This is a genomic window from Cobetia sp. UIB-001 (assembly GCF_044789135.1).
GTDB lineage: Bacteria > Pseudomonadota > Gammaproteobacteria > Pseudomonadales > Halomonadaceae > Cobetia > Cobetia amphilecti.
The window spans coordinates 2,208,397-2,224,383 of sequence record NZ_CP058244.1 but is presented as its reverse complement, the minus strand read 5'-3'; the positions used below and the strand labels follow the sequence as shown (position 1 = coordinate 2,224,383).

Annotated in this window: 13 protein-coding genes; 3 read left to right on the top strand and 10 right to left on the bottom strand. The window is 62.3% G+C overall.

Going from position 1 to position 15,987, the window contains the following annotated elements; genetic code table 11:
- Nucleotides 1–3: 3 nt before the first annotated feature.
- From HA399_RS09315 to HA399_RS09300, 4 genes are all read right to left on the bottom strand, one after another.
- Nucleotides 4–1,293: a TRAP transporter large permease gene (locus HA399_RS09315; RefSeq protein WP_054556959.1), complete on the bottom strand. Its 1,290-nt coding sequence runs from the start codon at nucleotides 1,291–1,293 to the stop codon at nucleotides 4–6.
- On the bottom strand, nucleotides 1,290–1,871 hold the full coding sequence (locus tag HA399_RS09310) for a TRAP transporter small permease (protein ID WP_404324756.1): 582 nt from the start codon (nucleotides 1,869–1,871) through the stop codon (nucleotides 1,290–1,292). Before HA399_RS09310 ends, HA399_RS09315 begins: the two co-directional genes overlap by 4 nt.
- A gap of 2 nt (nucleotides 1,872–1,873) precedes the next feature.
- The gene (locus HA399_RS09305; RefSeq protein WP_347420987.1) at nucleotides 1,874–2,851 is read right to left on the bottom strand and encodes a DctP family TRAP transporter solute-binding subunit; all 978 of its coding nucleotides are present in this window, start codon (nucleotides 2,849–2,851) and stop codon (nucleotides 1,874–1,876) included.
- 380 nt (nucleotides 2,852–3,231) lie between these two features.
- Nucleotides 3,232–4,143 carry a LysR family transcriptional regulator gene (locus tag HA399_RS09300; protein ID WP_404324755.1) on the bottom strand — a complete coding sequence of 304 codons (912 nt, stop codon included), beginning with the start codon at nucleotides 4,141–4,143 and terminating at the stop codon, nucleotides 3,232–3,234.
- 258 nt (nucleotides 4,144–4,401) lie between these two features.
- On the opposite strand from HA399_RS09300, the gene HA399_RS09295 reads away from it, so the two are divergent.
- Nucleotides 4,402–4,758, top strand: a complete 357-nt coding sequence (locus tag HA399_RS09295; protein WP_404324754.1) for a putative quinol monooxygenase — start codon at nucleotides 4,402–4,404, stop codon at nucleotides 4,756–4,758.
- A 526-nt stretch (nucleotides 4,759–5,284) separates the two neighbouring features.
- Here the strand turns inward: HA399_RS09295 and HA399_RS09290 are convergent.
- The 3 genes from HA399_RS09290 to HA399_RS09280 all read right to left on the bottom strand — a co-directional run bounded on the left by HA399_RS09290 (nucleotide 5,285) and on the right by HA399_RS09280 (nucleotide 9,267).
- On the bottom strand, nucleotides 5,285–6,412 hold the full coding sequence (locus tag HA399_RS09290; protein ID WP_404324753.1) for a hypothetical protein: 1,128 nt from the start codon (nucleotides 6,410–6,412) through the stop codon (nucleotides 5,285–5,287).
- Between the two features lie 413 nt (nucleotides 6,413–6,825).
- Nucleotides 6,826–8,151 (bottom strand): O-acetylhomoserine aminocarboxypropyltransferase/cysteine synthase family protein, encoded by a 1,326-nt coding sequence (locus tag HA399_RS09285; protein ID WP_404326946.1) that lies wholly within the window; start codon nucleotides 8,149–8,151, stop codon nucleotides 6,826–6,828.
- A gap of 210 nt (nucleotides 8,152–8,361) precedes the next feature.
- Nucleotides 8,362–9,267 carry a helix-turn-helix transcriptional regulator gene (locus HA399_RS09280; protein ID WP_404324752.1) on the bottom strand — a complete coding sequence of 302 codons (906 nt, stop codon included), beginning with the start codon at nucleotides 9,265–9,267 and terminating at the stop codon, nucleotides 8,362–8,364.
- Between the two features lie 283 nt (nucleotides 9,268–9,550).
- Between HA399_RS09280 and HA399_RS09275 the strand changes: the two genes are divergently transcribed.
- Both HA399_RS09275 and HA399_RS09270 read left to right on the top strand, forming a co-directional pair.
- On the top strand, nucleotides 9,551–11,722 hold the full coding sequence (locus HA399_RS09275; protein WP_404324751.1) for a TonB-dependent siderophore receptor: 2,172 nt from the start codon (nucleotides 9,551–9,553) through the stop codon (nucleotides 11,720–11,722).
- Between the two features lie 104 nt (nucleotides 11,723–11,826).
- A complete protein-coding gene (locus tag HA399_RS09270; RefSeq protein ID WP_404324750.1) occupies nucleotides 11,827–12,678 on the top strand; it encodes an alpha/beta hydrolase in 852 nt (283 codons plus the stop codon).
- Between the two features lie 167 nt (nucleotides 12,679–12,845).
- Here the strand turns inward: HA399_RS09270 and madM are convergent, their stop codons facing one another.
- The 3 genes from madM to HA399_RS09255 form a co-directional block, all read right to left on the bottom strand.
- Nucleotides 12,846–13,607 (bottom strand): malonate transporter subunit MadM, encoded by a 762-nt coding sequence (gene madM / locus HA399_RS09265; protein ID WP_054556957.1) that lies wholly within the window; start codon nucleotides 13,605–13,607, stop codon nucleotides 12,846–12,848.
- A gap of 10 nt (nucleotides 13,608–13,617) precedes the next feature.
- Nucleotides 13,618–14,100, bottom strand: coding sequence for a malonate transporter subunit MadL (madL, locus tag HA399_RS09260; RefSeq protein ID WP_131432133.1), 483 nt, complete (start codon nucleotides 14,098–14,100; stop codon nucleotides 13,618–13,620).
- A 281-nt stretch (nucleotides 14,101–14,381) separates the two neighbouring features.
- The gene (locus tag HA399_RS09255) at nucleotides 14,382–15,941 is read right to left on the bottom strand and encodes a malonyl-CoA synthase (RefSeq protein WP_404324749.1); all 1,560 of its coding nucleotides are present in this window, start codon (nucleotides 15,939–15,941) and stop codon (nucleotides 14,382–14,384) included.
- Between the last annotated feature and the right edge of the window lie 46 nt (nucleotides 15,942–15,987).

Sequence of the window (15,987 nt, the reverse complement as noted above, 5' to 3'; positions counted from 1 at the left end):
CACTCAGCCCTCCATCAGGTTGGGCAGGAACAGCACGAGTTCCGGAATGAAGGTGATCAGCATCAGCACGGTCAGCATCGCGCCCAGCATCAGGCCCAGCGGTCGCAGCGAATCGCTGACGTTGATGCCGGCGATGCGACAGGCGGCCATCAGATCGATCCCCAGCGGCGGCGTATTGGCGCCGATGGCCAGATTGACGGTCAGCAGTACCCCGAAGTGCACCGGGCTGATGCCGTATTGCGCCAGCAGCGGCATCACGATGGGCGTCACGATGATGATGATCGCCACGCTTTCCATGAAGGACCCCAGCACCAGCAGCACGGCGGTCAGCAGCAGCAGGACGCTGATGCGGCTGTCGGTGAATTCGCCGATCAGCTGGGCGATGGCCTGCGGCACCTGCTCGTAGGTCAGGCCCCAGGCGAACATGCCGGCCGCACCGATGATCAGCAGGATGGCGCCGGTGGTCTCGGCGGTTGCGCGGACGCTGTCCAGGAAGCCGCGCCAGGTCAGACTGCGATAGACACAGGTGCCGATGATGATGGCGTAGAGAATCGCGGAGGCGGCGGCTTCGGTGGGCGTGAAGACCCCGAAGCGGATGCCGCCGATGATCATCACCGGCACCATCAGGGCCGGCATGGCGCTGAGCAGGGCGCGGCGACGCTCGCCGGGCACACGGGCCGCGACACCGCCCGACCAGCCATGCTTGCGTGACATGTAGAGGGCGACGCCGACCAGCGCGACGGTCAGCATCAGGCCGGGGATGATGCCACCCATGAACAGCTGGCCCACCGAGGTATTGGAGGTGGTGCCGTAGACGATCATCACGATGCTGGGCGGAATCACGGTGCCGATGGAGCTGGCGGTACCGACCAGCGCACTGCTGAAGCCCTTGTCATAGCCGTTGCGGGCCATGGTGGGCAGCAGCATGCTGCCGATGGCGATCACGTCCGCCACGCCGGAGCCGGACAGCGCGCCGAACATCATGCAGGCGAGCACCGCGACCACCGCCAGGCCGCCGCGGATGTCACCGACCATCGCCATGCACAGGCGTACCAGGCGTTCGGTCAGACCGGCGCGGTTCATCAACTGGGCCGCGAGCACGAACAGCGGGATCGCCAGCAGGGTGAAGCTTTCCATCCCGGCCACGAATTGCTGCGCCGAGACCATCATGGGCGCAGCACCGAAGGCCAGCAGGTAGAAGAGGGCCGACATCAACAGCGCGAAGGCGATGGGAATGTCGATGAGGATGCCGAGCGCGAATACGCCGAGCAGAGCCAGGGCGCCGAGAGTCATGAGGCATCTCCTTGGCGTGGGGATGACGTGGCGTCATCGGCCAGGGGGTCACGGGAGGTTGCGGTCGGCGTCAGCAGGTGCTCCAGCTGTACCAGTGCCATCGCGGTGCAGCACAGCGGCACGGACAGATAGACGATACCGGCCGGAATCTGCAGGGCGGTGGTGGTCTGACGCATCGTGATGGCACTCAGGTCCATGCCTGCCTTGGCCAGCAACAGCAGCATGATCAGGATCATGGCGTCAGTGATGCGTCCGGTGATGCGCTGGATACGCACCGAGCGCACCAGCAGCGGCAGCAGGCCCGCACTCAGGTGAGTGCGGTTGCGGGTGCAGGACACCGCGGCCAGCAGGGTGGTCCATACCAGCACCAGCTGCGGCAACTCTTCGGCCCAGTGCGGCGGCTGACCCATGACCCAGCGCATGAAGACGGTCCAGATCACCAGTGCCGACAGCGCGGCGACTCCGCTGGCAGCCAGGGCCAGACAGCCCCGGCAGCTCCAACGTGAGAGGGTGATCATCAAGGTACGCACGGCACACAACACGGCCAGCGGCTTGACGGAGGGAGAGGCGGAAGACATCGTTACTCGCCCTTGCGGTATTGCTCGACCAGGCCCATCAGCTCAGGCCCGAAGACGTCGGTGTACTCGGCCCAGACACCCTGCACCTTGGCATTGAAGGGCGCGGTGTCGACCTCGTTGACCTGCATGCCTGCCTCTTCCAGCTTGGCGACCAGCTCGGCGTCATCCTTCTGGGTCATCGCGCGCTGCTTGTCACGCCATTCGTCGGCGCTCTTCTGCACCGCGGCCTGATCCTGCTCGGAGAGCTGATTCCAGGTGAAGTTGGAGATGGTCAGACACGCCGGTGCCCAGACGTGACCGGTGAGGGAGACATAGTCCTGCACTTCGCTGAAGGAAGAGGAATAGATGATGGCCAGCGGGTTTTCCTGGGCATCGAACACGCCCTGCTGCAGCGCGGAGTAGAGCTCACCGAAGGACAGCGGCGCTGGGCTTGAACCCAGTGCGGTGAAGGTGTCCAGACGCATCTTGTCCGGCGTGACGCGAATCTTCAGGCCCGCGAGGTCTTCCGGGGTGGTGATGGGGCCACGGTTGTTGGTGACGTGACGGAAGCCGTTTTCCCACCACGACAGGATCTTCATGTTGTGCTCGTCGGCGACATCCTCGAGCGCATCGCCCAGCTTGCCATCGTAGGCGGCGTAGGCGTGTTCGCGGTCCGGCCAGGAGTAGGGCAGTTCGACGATGCCGAAGCGGGCATCCAGCGGCTGGAAGGAGCCACAGCCGATCACGCCAGCCGGCACGCTGCCGATCTGCATGCCTTCCACGACCGTCTTCTCGTTGCCGAGCTGTCCGCTGGGGAAGACCTGGAAATTGACGCGGCCATCAGTGGCCTCGGCGACATCCTTGGCAAAACCTTCCGCAGCGATGTTCCAGCTATGGGTGGGCGCCAGCACGTGGCCGAGCTTGATATCCTGAGCCTGAGCGGCGCTCAGCGGCAGGATAACGGTAGCGGCAATTGCAGCGGTCAGCAGGGTACGCTTCATCGGGACACCTCTTGGAGTTGTTATCGTTGTGACAGGCGCCTCTGTGTGCGCCTTGATCCAAGAGTGTGTTCTGTTCGTGTATTTCGGTAGTTTCGATTTTTTATTCTTGGTATTAACCAGATTTATGCTGGGTCTGCGAGACCCGATGTCAGTGCTGTCATCCGCCGCCACAGACCATGGTTGATGCGCGGTCAGGCTGCGAAAGGATGCCTCTTCGAGATTGAGGACGCAGGTACGTCGGGGCTCTGAGATCACGCTTCCTTATTTATACCGTTATCTTACTGGCGTGCCGAACGCTTTCAGGCTGGGAGGTGTGCAAGGAACAAGACTTAGCAAGACGTGGCAATACGAGGGCGGAAAGGGCCAGGCTTTCATAGCGCTCACTCCTCGCGCGCGAGCGCTGCATCCCAATAGGGCGGCGTGCCGAAATATTCGAGGTAGTAGTCGAGGAAGGCACGCACCTTGGGCGCCAGCTGGCGGGTGCTGGGATAGATCGCCCACAGATCGGTCGAACTCTGCAGCGGCGTGTCGGCGAGTATCTCGACCAGCTCGCCGCGCGAGAGATGTTGGTAGGCGCTCCACGTCGAGATGGTGGTGATACCCAGCCCGGCAACACAGGCATCGCGGACTGCCTCGCCGTTGTCGACTCGCAAACGTGTGTTGACGCGTACTGTCTCGATGCCCGCTGGTGTGATGAAGCCCCATTGATCCAGTCCCAGCAGATTCAGGCAGCGGTGATGGCTGAGATCGCTCGGCGTCTGTGGCACGCCATGTGTCTCCAGGTAGGCCGGAGAGGCACAGACCAGGCGTCGGTCCGGCGCCAGACGCCGCGCGATCATGCTGGAGTCCTTGAGCTCTGAATTGCGGATCGCGATATCAAAGCCGCCCTCGACCACATCGACGATGGTGTCGCTCAGGCGCAGGTCGAGATCCATCTCGGGGTAGCGCTCCATCAGGCCCGGCAGACCCGGCAGCAGGTGCATGCGCCCGAAAGAGGCCGATACCGTCACACGCAATGTCCCGCGGGGGGTCTGTCGACCGCTTCCCATGGCGGCACGGGCTGATTCGATGCTGGCAAGAATCTCTTCGGCATGCGGCAGAAACGTCCGTCCTTCCTCACTGAGTGTGACCTGACGAGTGGTGCGGTGGAAAAGTCGCACACCGAGATCGGCCTCCAGTTTACGCAGGTGAGAGCTTGCCACGGCAGGTGACAGGCCAAGGTCTTGTCCGGCCTGACTGATGTTGTGAGTGCTGACCAGGCGCATGAACAGATGGAGGTAATCGATATTCATCAGGCGATTCCCAATTTCAAAGATAAAGTGTTTGTTTTCGGGTCATGTTTTTCTCATTGCCGCGAGTCATTACTCTACATCCATCGGCTTGAGGCACGCAGTATCTTGCCAGGTGATATCGAAGAAAACCTGGATATCACAAGCCGTGATACAGGTGCTACGACGGCATACGTCACTCAGTGAATTGCACCTTGAAAGCCTGCAACCCGAAACCTTTTTCACAGGCCCACTGTCTGTATTGAATCGCAAGGAAACACCATGTTCGAGAATATCGGTTGGATCGTCGAAGGCAAGCTGCGCGAAGGCAAGAAAGAAGAATTCCGCACCTTGATGGAAGAGATCGTGGCGCAAACCTCCACGGAGGAAGGCACCCTCAACTATCAGTATTACCTCTCCGACGACGGTGATGTGATGGTCTACGAGCGTTTCGCAAATGCGCAGGCGGCTCACACTCACATCGACACCTGGGACCGTTTCGCCGAACGTTGGGTGGCCGCCGCAGAACCCACCCGCATGATGCACCTTGGCGAGCTGCCGCAGGACCTGCGTGATCGTCACGCGGAGCTGTCACCCCTGTGGCTGCGCCCGTTCGGTGGCTTCCAGCGCCAGGCCTGATCGAGCACTCTCGATCCTCATCGAGAGTATGCATTCGATACGATGCCCGTGTCTTCAACGTGAAGACACGGGCATCTTGCGTTGCGTATCCCGGAAACATGTTCAGAGGATGCAGGCAGATGACAGGGTCAAGGAAGAGTCGCTGCTGAAATTCGCTGATGGTGAATGATGAAGCCCGCGACGGGCGCCTGTCTGCGTGAAGCTGTTACGCGACAAGAGGCTGCTTGGTACAGAGGTATTCAAGATTTTCAGCAGTATTGGTTCATCACACTAGCGGGAATAAGACGCCAGCTGTCTTTGCTTCGATCAGCATTTTCACATGGCGTTTACTGCCCATATCCCGTGTGATGCTTTCTCTGTTCACCACTTCGTGCTTGATGTTTTCTGCGCTTGATTGGCGTATGCACCAACGACCCGCAGAGGCGGGCCGTTGGTGCAATCTGTCATTTCAGCCACGGCGGTGATGCATGTCGCTAGCCGCTGGAGCTTGGCTTCTCATCTATCGACGGCGATTCAGCTACCTGCATCATTCAATCGGCAGGATCGACAGCGTGAAGGGAGCTCCCGCCGTGCGGTTGACCATGCGCGGATCATCGAAGGTGGCGTCGAAGTTGGTCGTGATCACTTCGTTGCCGCGAATCGCGACTTCCGCCGGGGCATCGAGCTCGCCGTTGGCGCCATCGGTGGCACCATTGCGTGCCATCAGCGTCTTGTTGCCCTGGGGATCGATGGAGTAGATGGCGTTGTCGAACAGGTCGGCGATATAGATGCGCTGGCTGCGTGAGTCCCACTTCATGCCATCGGTGGCGACCATGCCATCCGCCCATACGGCGCTGGAAATCACCTTGTTGTCAGCATCCAGTCGTGTCTTGACGATACTGCCGTCTTCCATCAAAGAGGTGTAGAGATCGCCGTTGTCATCGAACGCGACACCATTCGCTCCGAAGCTCAGGCTGCCGTTGGAGTGGAAGGTTTCCAGCAGGTGGGCGTCGTGGGAATCCCCGGGAGTAAAGGGGGCTAACGCCAGCGGTGCGGCGGCATCCAGTTCTGCGAGATTGACCTTGTAGACACCGCTCAGGGTGTCACCTTCCTCGGCGCTGAGAATGGTCTCGCTGATGAAGAGGTCATCGCCTTTCCATGCCAGTCCGTTGGGGAACAGCAGTCCGGTCGCGACGACTTCACTGCGTACGGCCTTGCCGTTCTCGATCACGATTCGCAGGATGCGCGACTGGTGGTTCTTGTCGAACCAGTACTGCATGTCGGCCACATACGCATTGCCATCCGGCCCCAGCGCGATGCCCATCGGGGCAAGCTTGCCGGTGCTGGGGGCCATGTCCTGCGGCGTGAAGGTGTACCAGGAGGTGAAGGTATTGTCCGCCGCCACCTTGCCGATCGCGGGCGGGGCAGGCTGCGCGAGCACGCCTGACTTCACCAGGCCATCATTGTTGAAGTTCGGCGAAGTGAAATAGAGGTTACCCGCACTATCCACTGCACTGCTGGCCGGGGAGTTGAACGTATTGGGCACGGTAATGAAGGCATGAGTCGCGGCAGTCTCTTGCGCCTTGGGTGCCGAATTGTCAGCAGCCAATGCCAAGTGGCTTGTCAGGCTCACGCCCAGTGTTACGGCGGCCAACCAGGGAAGTGTCTTGGGCATGTCGTCGAGTCTCGTCTACAGGAGAATAAGAGGGCATCTGGAGCACGCTCAGGGGCAGGTTCTCTTCATGGCGGGGGCCTTTGAAAACCTGTCACCTGACGATGCCCTTGCATGACGACAAGGTTAGGGAGCGGCCATGACCCGATCAACGCGAGCCGGGAAGAATCACTTTATTGCTGGAAAAGAGAATCAGGTTCTCGACGGCCGCCACAGCCGCAAGCCTGGGTGTCGTCTGACCTGAAACCAGACGGCCGCCTGTCTCGGGAGCATCCTCAAGATGCGCTCGAAACAGGCGGCCGTACTGTGCTCGACACAAGCGGCCCTACGTGGGATGGCGTGCCACTGCTGGCAAGCCGATCAGATCATGTCGTGTGCAACGCATGCCGGGCGAAGGGAGGCGGTCAGCCCCTTACTCAACCCTTGCTCAGTCCTTGCACAGTGGCCTTGTCCAGCGCCTGGCTGACATCGGCGATGATGTCATCGATATGCTCGATCCCCACCGAGATGCGCACCAGATCCGCCGAGACGCCGGCCTTGGCCAGTTCTTCCTCGTTGAGCTGGCGGTGAGTGGTGGAGGCCGGGTGGCAGGCCAGCGACTTGGCATCGCCGATATTGACCAGGCGCAGAATCATCTGCAGCGCATCGATGAACTTGCCGCCGGCGATGCGCCCGGCTTCGGCCTTGTCGTCACCTGTCGCGTCCGTCTTGATGCCGAAGCTTACGATGCCGGAGGCCTTGCCGCCGGTGATCTTCTGGCAGGTGGCGTGATAGGGGCTATCCGGCAGCGCGCCGTAGTTGACCCAGCTGACGCTCGGGTGCTGCTGAAGATATTCGGCCAGCGTGAGCGCATTGCTGCAGTGGCGCTCCATGCGCAGGCTGAGAGTTTCCAGGCCTTGCAGCAGCAGGAAGGCGCTCTGCGGTGACAGCGCCGCGCCGGTATTGCGCAGCGGCACCACGCGGCAACGCCCGATGTAGGCGGCCGGGCCAAAGGCTTCGGTGTAGACGACGCCGTGGTAGGAGGGGTCCGGCTCGTTGAGAATCGGGAAGCGCTCCTTGTTGGCGACCCAGTCGAACTTGCCGGAATCGATGATGATGCCACCCACGGTGGTGCCATGGCCGCCGATGTACTTGGTCAGCGAGTGGATCACGATATCGGCGCCGTGATCGAAGGCGCGGCACAGCACTGGCGTGGCGACGGTGTTGTCGACGATCAGCGGCACGCCATGCTTGTGGGCGATCTCGGCCAGGCGCGCGAGATCGACGATGTTGCCGGCCGGGTTGCCGATGGACTCGCAGAAGACAGCGCGGGTCTTGTCATCGATCAGTGCCTCGAGGCCGGCGAAGTCATCGAAGGCCGCCATGCGCACCTCGACCCCCTGACGCGGCAGACTATGGGCGAACAGGTTGTAGGTGCCGCCATACAGCTGGCTGGTGCTGACGATGTTGTCGCCGACCTGTACCAGCGCCTGGATGGCATAGGTGATCGCCGCCATGCCGGAAGCCACCGCCAGCGCCGCGATTCCGCCCTCGACGGCGGCCATGCGCTGTTCGAGCACGTCGTTGGTCGGGTTCATGATGCGGGTGTAGATGTTGCCCGGCACCTTGAGATCGAAGAGGTCCGCGCCGTGCTGGGTATCATCGAAGGTGTAGGAGGTGGTCTGGTAGATCGGTACCGCCGCCGCCTTGGTGGTGGCTTCCGAGGTATAGCCGTGATGCAGGGCGAGGGATTCCAGCTTCATGTTGTCAACCGACATGACAGTGTCCTTGTGCGAGAGCGTGGCGAGATCTTGTTGTGTCGTGCTGTTCTTCGTGATGTTCAGTTCGTGCTGTTTTTGCGTGCTGTTGTTGTTCGTCCGTATGCGGCTGCGGTCTGCCTGCACCGCCAGCAGGGCGCATGCCGCGACGACGCTCAACATTAGCAACGGGTCATCGCCAAGTCCAAGCGTCGCTCACGCCGGCACCACCGGCCGCTGACTGGGCGGCACGCCGAACTGGCGGCGAAAGGCGGTAGCAAAGTTGGCCGCGCTGCGATAACCCGCCAGTTCGGCTGCGGCTTCAATCGTCAGCTTGCGGTCCTGCAGCAGGTGCGCCACTCGGGTCAGCTGCCGCCGCCGCAGGTCCTGCGCCAGGGTCTGGCCGTAGGCGTCGCGATAGCGGCGTTGCAACTGGCGCACGCTCATGCCCAGCCGCGCCGCCATCTCCGCCTGGCTCAGATAGGCGGCTTCCCCGCTGTGTATCCAGTCTTCCAACCTTGCCGCCCAGTGATCGCCAAGCCCTTCGGGAGTCGGATGAGAAAGAGAGGTGGAGGCCGCCAGGCATTCGCTGATCACCTCCAATGCCAATGACTCGATGCCGAGACGCAGCGCCAGCGTCCCCGGCCGTTGGCGGCTGAATTCCTCCAGTCGCTCGATCAGACGCGCAGACGGCTGCCAGGCGTAATGGGCCAGATGCCGCGCCTCGGGCATCAGCTGGCTGGCGCGTGACACCCCCAGATGCAATTTCAGCCACGCCGGCGTCAGCGACAGGATAGCGCTGTGCTCCTGCGTGCCTTTCACGCTCTTGAGCGCGAATTCCGTCACCTCATCGAGGGCGATGCATAGCGCGCGCCCCGGTGCCAGTGCATGGCTGTCCGGGCCAAAACTGACCTTCGGCTCCCCGCGCCACACCACGGCGATCTTGAGGGACGGCTCGATACGGGAGCGAATCATCAGATCGGCACGTTTGCGCACACGGTTGAGGCGCATGAACAACCCGGGCTGAGCCTCGTGCAGATGCATGTTGCCGATCAGCGCGCCATCGCCGGACTGGCCCTCGGCAGGCTCGCACTGGTGGTCGCTGGTCAGGGCGCGCGCCATGCGGTGGACGTGTTCCAGCTCGATGATCCGCTGTCTGGCGCTGTCGCCACGAAGGTTGTCGAGAGGCGCTCTGTCAGAGGACGAGGGGGATGAAGCAGTGGCTTTGGGTAGGAGAGGGACACCACGTTGTGACCGGACATGCATCTTGTCGCACCTGCAAACATGAAGAAGCGTTCAGCAAAGGTTTTTGCCGTCATTGAGTGCCAAAATGCCCCGTCGATGCATCAGATGCAAATAATTATCATTAGTGGCAATGGATAACGAAACAAGGCAAGGGGACACGATGAACAAGAAGCACACTCAAGGACGCGGACTGTGTGGGGCAGGGGCGCGTCGTTTGATGCTCGGGGCGGGCGTGGTGCTGGTCAGTCTGCCGGCGCAGGCGGATGAATCGACGCTGGTGCTGGAGACGCAGCGGGTCACTGGTCTGCGTCTGTATGACATGGCCTCCAGTGAAGAAAGTGGTGGCTATAGTGTCGATGCCGCCACGGTGGGTTCCAAGGTGCCGGCCTCGCTGCGCGACATCCCGCAGTCCGTCAGCGTCGTGACCCATGACGCCATCGAGGACCAGAACTTCATCACCCTGGATCAGCTGGCGGCGCGTACGCCGGGCGTGCGGGTGCTGAACAACGACAGTGGCCGCTCGTCCATCTTCGCGCGTGGCTATGAGTACGATGCCTACAGCATCGATGGCCTGTCCGCGCCGATGTCGAGCCTGACGGGCTCGGTGCCTTCGCTGACCGCTATCGATCGGGTCGAGGTCATGCGCGGGCCGTCTGGCCTCTTCAACAGCACCAGTGAGCTGGGCGGCGTCATCAATCTGGTGCGCAAGCGTCCGACCGATACCTTCCAGGGCTCCATCAGCGGCAGCGTCGGTACACTGGAAGACAGAAGCGTCAGCGTCGACATCTCCGGGCCCATCGATGAGCAGGGCCGTATCCGCGGGCGCCTGGTGACCCGCTCCACGGAGCAGGCGCAGTGGGTCGATGACAACGACAACACGCTGAATGATTTCTATGGCGCGCTGGATATCGATCTGGATGAGAACACCGAGCTGTCACTGGGCGTGATCCACAACACCAAGGACATCACCGTCAATCAGGGTCAGCCGGTGGGCAGCGATGGCGACTTCACCTACGGACGAAGTTCGGCTTTCTATGGCGCGGACTGGAACAGCTTCGAGAGCGACTCCGCCGATGTCATCGCCGAGCTGACGCACCACTTCAGTTCGCGCGGTTATGGACGTCTGGCGGCGCGTTACAGTGATCGCAATGCCGATTACGAGTACGCCTACAGTGGCTCCGCGCTCAGTGACAGCGGCGACATGAGCAGTGTCGCGGGCTATGCCGGTTTCACCGATGAGACCTCGGTGAGCGTGGATGCCAGCTACACCCAGGGCTTCGATGCCTTCGGCAACCAGAACGAATTCGTGGTCGGGGTCGACTACAAGACCTCAGAGGCGGACACCACCGCAGCGCGCACCAGCAATCTGACCGGCTCCAGCGCCAGCATCAGCGAGCTGAACAACCTGGCCTATGTCGACATTCTCGGCAACGCGCGTGACGGCGTCAGTGGCTACAGCCTGTCGCGCACCAAGACCACTCTCGAAGAACAGGGCCTGTACGGCAAGGTGACGCTGCGTCCCGTGGCGCCGCTGGCCGTGATACTGGGCGCGCGGGTCAGCCATTTCTCGGCGGATTCCGAAGACAGGATCAATGGCGGCAGCAGCGACATGCAGGACACGGCTGTCACGCCCTACGGCGGACTCGTGTACGACCTGGATGCCGATCACTCCGTCTATGCCAGCTACTCCAAGGTCTTCGAGCCTCAGAGCAGTGAAGGCGAGGACGGGGACCTGATCGACCCGCGGGAAGGCGAGCAATACGAGATCGGCATCAAGGGCAGCTATCTGGATGGCGCCCTCAATGCGCGCATCAGCGGCTTCCAGCTGACCGACAGCCACCGCGCGGCATCCTCCACCGACAGCAGCGTCGATTACTCGGTGGATTCCGGCAAGATGCGCATCACCGGTGCGGAGCTGGAGCTGGCCGGCAACATCACGCCGCAGTGGGATGTCATCTTCGGCTACACCTACATGGACTCCGAAGTGCTGGAGGCCGGCAGCTCCGATACCTTGCTGATGCTGATGCCCAACAACATGGTCAATCTGTGGACCCAGTATCGCTTCGAAGGCAACCTGCTGGACGGCGTATCCGTCGGTGCCGGCATGACGGCGCTGAGTGATTTCGACAACACCCAGGGCACCATTCATGCACCGGGCTATGCGGTATTCGATGCCATGCTCGGTTACCAGTTCACGCCACGACTCAGCGGCCAGCTGAACGTCTACAACCTGTTCGACCGCGAATACTACGTGCGCGCCGGTTCTGCCAGTGTCTTCAACTTCGTGGGACGCCCGGCCAGCGCCGTCGCCACCATGAAGTATGAGTTCTGATGGTGAGTCTCGGATTGCGTGCGCGCATGAGGCTATTCGCCCGGCTACAGGCATGGGGGCTCATCATGCTGACATCCGCTACTGTCAGCTTGACGGCCCTTGCCATGACTCACGCCGCTGATGAGGCGCTGGCAGGCACCACGACCTCCTTCACCCAGCATTCGCGCCTCACGGGGCACGATTATCTGATCCAGGTGGCATTGCCCAAGGTCGCGCCGCCTCCGGGAGGTTATCCCGTGCTGCTGGTACTGGACGGCAATCGCCATCTCGATCTGTTCACGGCGGCGCGGGATGTGCTGGGTCGCCGTGGCTTTGACAAGGCGCCGGCGAATCTCGCCATCGTCGCGGTCGGCTATGCGGGCAGTGACGAGCAGGCAGAGGCGACGCGTACCACCGTCACGACACTGCGCTACAAGGACTTCACGCCACCGCTCACCAGCGGCACCGCACCTGAAGGCACGGGTGGCGGGGCGCAGTTCCTGGCCTATCTGACGCAATCCTTGCCGCCTGAACTGGCCTCACGCTATCCGCTCGATCTCAAGCGGCCTGCACTGGTCGGCCACTCACTCGGCGGCCTGTTTGCACTCCATGCCCAGCAACAACAGCCTGAGGCGTTTGGCGCGATCTTCGCGATCAGCCCGTCGCTGTGGTGGCTGCAGGAGAATGACCAGGCCAACTGGCCGCTGCGTCTTGCCTGCTCCGAGGCGGCGGGCCCGGTATTGATTGCCGCTGGCGGACGCGAGCAATCGCCGCAGCCACAGCGCAATGACCCAGAGCGAGACAGGCTGCGTGTCCAGCGTGCGATGATCGACAACGCCCATACGTATGCCCGCCAGTTGGGCGAGCGCTGTCCGCAGACCGAGGTGCAATGGAAGCTGTATGAAGGCGAAGACCACGGCAGTGTGATGTGGCCCGCAGCGCGCTCGGTGATGGAGATGTTGTTGGGGGAGCGCTGATCAGGCCTGCCTGCGCGAAAGTGCGAAAGCGCGTACGTGCAGTTGAAAGGAAGCAGCTAGACAGTAGAGACACGACGGCGGCATCAGCGTGGGACGTTTTGTCCTTGCTGATGCCGCCGTCGTGTCTGGTTTGGTGCAGTCCTTACTTACTAATTGCAGAGCAACGCTTACATCACCGCACGTACCGCCAGGAACAGCACCGTCGGGGCGAGCAGAATGCCCAGGCCGGTGTAGAAGGTGGCCGTCATCGCGCCGTAGGGCACCAAGCGGGCATCGGTGGCGGCGAGACCGGCCGCGACGCCGCTGGTGGTGCCGATCAGGCCGCCGAAGATCATCGCGGAGCGTGGATTGTCGAGCCCGATCAGGCGCGCCGTCATCGGCGTGGCGACCATGGTCAGAATCGACTTCACCAGTCCGGCCGCGATCGACAGCGCGACCACTTCGGAGCTTGCCCCCAGGGTGGCACCGGTGACCGGGCCGACGATGTAGGTGACCGCGCCCGCGCCGATGGTGGTGATATCGACCGGGTCGGTATAGCCGAAGGCGATGGCGACACCACCACCGGCGATGAAGGAGATCAGCACGCCGACGAACAGCGCCACGACCCCGCGGAAGCCGGTCTGGCGAATTTCCTTCAGGTTGACCCCGTAGGCGGTGGCGATGATCGCGAGATCACGCAGCATGCCGCCGCCCATCAGGCCAAGCCCCGAGAACAGCGTGACATCCGAGAGCCCCTTGCTGCCGCCGGTGGTCGCGCCGCCTACATAGGCCAGCACCAGGCCGAGGATGATGGCGATGGCGGAGCCGTGCAGCTTGCCGTGGGTCAGGTTGTTGCTGATCCAGTAGGCGACATACATCGCCAGGCCGATCACGGCGAAGGCGGCGACCAGATGATACTTGTCGAACAGTTGGACGAGTGACTCGATCATGGTTCAGCCCTCAGTGTTTGTGCGCAGGAGTGGAGGAGGTGTGGCGGCTGCGGTCCAGCACCGGGGCACCCGTCGTCACTGAGGTTCTGGTCGGCGTATAACGGGTCTCGCCGGCGAGCGGGTCATCTTCCAGCGCATTCTCGGGGCGCTTGCCGGTCAGCAGCGGCACGAGGGCCAGCCCCAGCACCACGGCCAGCACGCCCGCCACCAGCGCGACCATGCCGCCACTGAAGGCCGCGACCACGTTCTGGCTGGCGGCCATCGCGACCACGATGGGGATGTACATCGCGTTCCAGAAATTGATGCCGCTGGCGGTGCTGTCGGCCATCTTGCCGCGGTCCTTCAGCACGCCGGTGATGAAGATGAGCAGCAGCATCGCGATGCCGACGCCGCCGAGATTGGAATCGATATTGAGCATTTCTCCGAGCAGATCACCGATCACGAGACCGGCCATCATGCACCCTGCCAGCAGGGCAACTCCGTAGATCACCATGGCGTAATACCTTCTTGTTGTTGTGGTGAAGTGGTGGTGAATCAGTGTGGCGTCTTGTCGTCTATCTGATTTATCTAACTTATCTCTTTATCCAGGTTGGACTGTCCAGGTTGGCTAGCCTGGCTTTAGGTGTCTTGTGTCTGACTATTGCGCGTCCTTTGCCTGTCCTTTGCCTGTCCTTGGCAGGGCTTGAGGGTGAGTGAACCCACCGGCATGACGTGATGGCGTCACGCCATGCCGGTGGCACGAATGTATCGGGGGGCAGGCCTGGCTGTGGTGACTCAGCCGTGTGAACGGGCCGGTTCAGGTGCGAACAGCTCGGCATACTCCTCGCGCAGCTGTTTCTTCTGCACCTTGCCCATCACGTTGCGTGGCAGGCTGTCGATGAAGAACACGCGCTTGGGCTGCTTGTAGCGGGCCAGCTTGTCGCTGAGGGCGACCAGCACCGCCGCTTCATCGAGACTGTCCTGATGGCCGGGCTGCATCACCACCACTGCGCAGACGCCTTCGCCGAAGTCAGGATGGGGCACGCCGAACACCGCCGATTCGTTGACGCCGGGCATGTCATCGATCAGCAGCTCCACCTCCTTCGGGTAGATGTTGTAGCCGCCGGAAATGATCAGGTCCTTGTCGCGGCCGCTGATGCACAGATAGCCATCGGCATCGATATGGCCGAGATCGCCGGTGATGAAGAAGCCATCCTCGCGGAATTCGCTGGCGGTCTTCTCCGGCATCTTCCAGTAGCCCTTGAAGACGTTCGACCCACGCACCTCGATCAGCCCGGTCTCGCCGCGCGGCAGGATGGCGCCTGTCTCGCGGTCGGTGACGCGTACCTCGCTGCCGGGCAGCGCCATGCCCACCGTGCCCGGACGGCGCTCGCCGTCGTAGGGGTTGGAGGTGTTCATGTTGGTCTCGGTCATGCCGTAGCGTTCGAGAATCGCGTGGCCGGTGCGTGCGCTGAATTCGCTGTGGGTCTCGCTGAGCAGCGGCGCGGAACCGGAGACGAACAGGCGCATGCTGGCGGTCGTCTCGCGGTTGAGGCGCTCGGATTCCAGCAGGCGCGTATAGAAGGTCGGCACGCCCATCAGCACGCTGGAACGCGGCATCAGATCGAGAATCTGCTCGGCATCGAACTTGGGCAGGAAGGTCATCGAAGCGCCGACGGTCAGCACGATATTGCAGGCCACGAACAGGCCGTGGGTATGGAAGATGGGCAGGGCGTGGATCAGGTGGTCGTCCGCGCTGAAGCGCCAGGTCTCGGCCAGTGCCTGGCAGTTGGAGGCCAGGTTGGCGTGGGTCAGCATCGCGCCCTTGCTGCGGCCGGTGGTGCCGGAGGTATACAGAATGGCGGCGAGATCATCGGCGGCGCGTGGCTCGACCTCGTGGCTCGCGCTGCACTGGCGCGCCTGCTCCATCAGGCTGCCGTCCTGCTCGGTACCGAGGCTCTCGACGCGCGGCACGCCGCATTGCTTGCCGAGTTCGCGTGCCGTCTCCAGCGCCTTGGGCTGGCAGACATACAGGTGCGGGCCGGCGTCGCCCAGGAAGTAGCGGATTTCCTCGCCGGTGTAGGCGGTGTTCAGCGGCAGATAGACCGCCCCGACCTGCAGGCAGGCCAGATACAGGATGACGGTCTCGCAGCTCTTGTCGATCTGTACCGCGACGCGGTCGCCCGGTGCCACGCCCAGCTCGCGCAGGGCACTGGCCATCTGGCCGGCGGCAGTACGTGTCTGGGCGAAGGTGTAGCCGTGACCTTCGACGGTATCGAGGAAGGTGGCATCCGGGCGCTCATCGAAGTTGCGCGCGAATTGTAGATAGAGATTGTCGTGGTTGGCGTGAGACATCATTGGCTCCAATGGCGTTGTTCTTGTAGTGAGGCGTGCTCCGGCA

Bases quoted from the DNA above. Each gene is read 5' to 3' on its own strand.
- HA399_RS09315 (WP_054556959.1), bottom strand. From the start codon at position 1,293: ATGACTCTCGGCGCCCTGGCTCTGCTCGGCGTATTCGCGCTCGGCATC.
- HA399_RS09310 (WP_404324756.1), bottom strand. From the start codon at position 1,871: ATGTCTTCCGCCTCTCCCTCCGTCAAGCCGCTGGCCGTGTTGTGTGCC.
- HA399_RS09305 (WP_347420987.1), bottom strand. From the start codon at position 2,851: ATGAAGCGTACCCTGCTGACCGCTGCAATTGCCGCTACCGTTATCCTG.
- HA399_RS09300 (WP_404324755.1), bottom strand. From the start codon at position 4,143: ATGAATATCGATTACCTCCATCTGTTCATGCGCCTGGTCAGCACTCAC.
- HA399_RS09295 (WP_404324754.1), top strand. From the start codon at position 4,402: ATGTTCGAGAATATCGGTTGGATCGTCGAAGGCAAGCTGCGCGAAGGC.
- HA399_RS09290 (WP_404324753.1), bottom strand. From the start codon at position 6,412: ATGCCCAAGACACTTCCCTGGTTGGCCGCCGTAACACTGGGCGTGAGC.
- HA399_RS09285 (WP_404326946.1), bottom strand. From the start codon at position 8,151: ATGAAGCTGGAATCCCTCGCCCTGCATCACGGCTATACCTCGGAAGCC.
- HA399_RS09280 (WP_404324752.1), bottom strand. From the start codon at position 9,267: ATGGCGCGCGCCCTGACCAGCGACCACCAGTGCGAGCCTGCCGAGGGC.
- HA399_RS09275 (WP_404324751.1), top strand. From the start codon at position 9,551: ATGAACAAGAAGCACACTCAAGGACGCGGACTGTGTGGGGCAGGGGCG.
- HA399_RS09270 (WP_404324750.1), top strand. From the start codon at position 11,827: ATGACTCACGCCGCTGATGAGGCGCTGGCAGGCACCACGACCTCCTTC.
- madM (WP_054556957.1), bottom strand. From the start codon at position 13,607: ATGATCGAGTCACTCGTCCAACTGTTCGACAAGTATCATCTGGTCGCC.
- madL (WP_131432133.1), bottom strand. From the start codon at position 14,100: ATGGTGATCTACGGAGTTGCCCTGCTGGCAGGGTGCATGATGGCCGGT.
- HA399_RS09255 (WP_404324749.1), bottom strand. From the start codon at position 15,941: ATGTCTCACGCCAACCACGACAATCTCTATCTACAATTCGCGCGCAAC.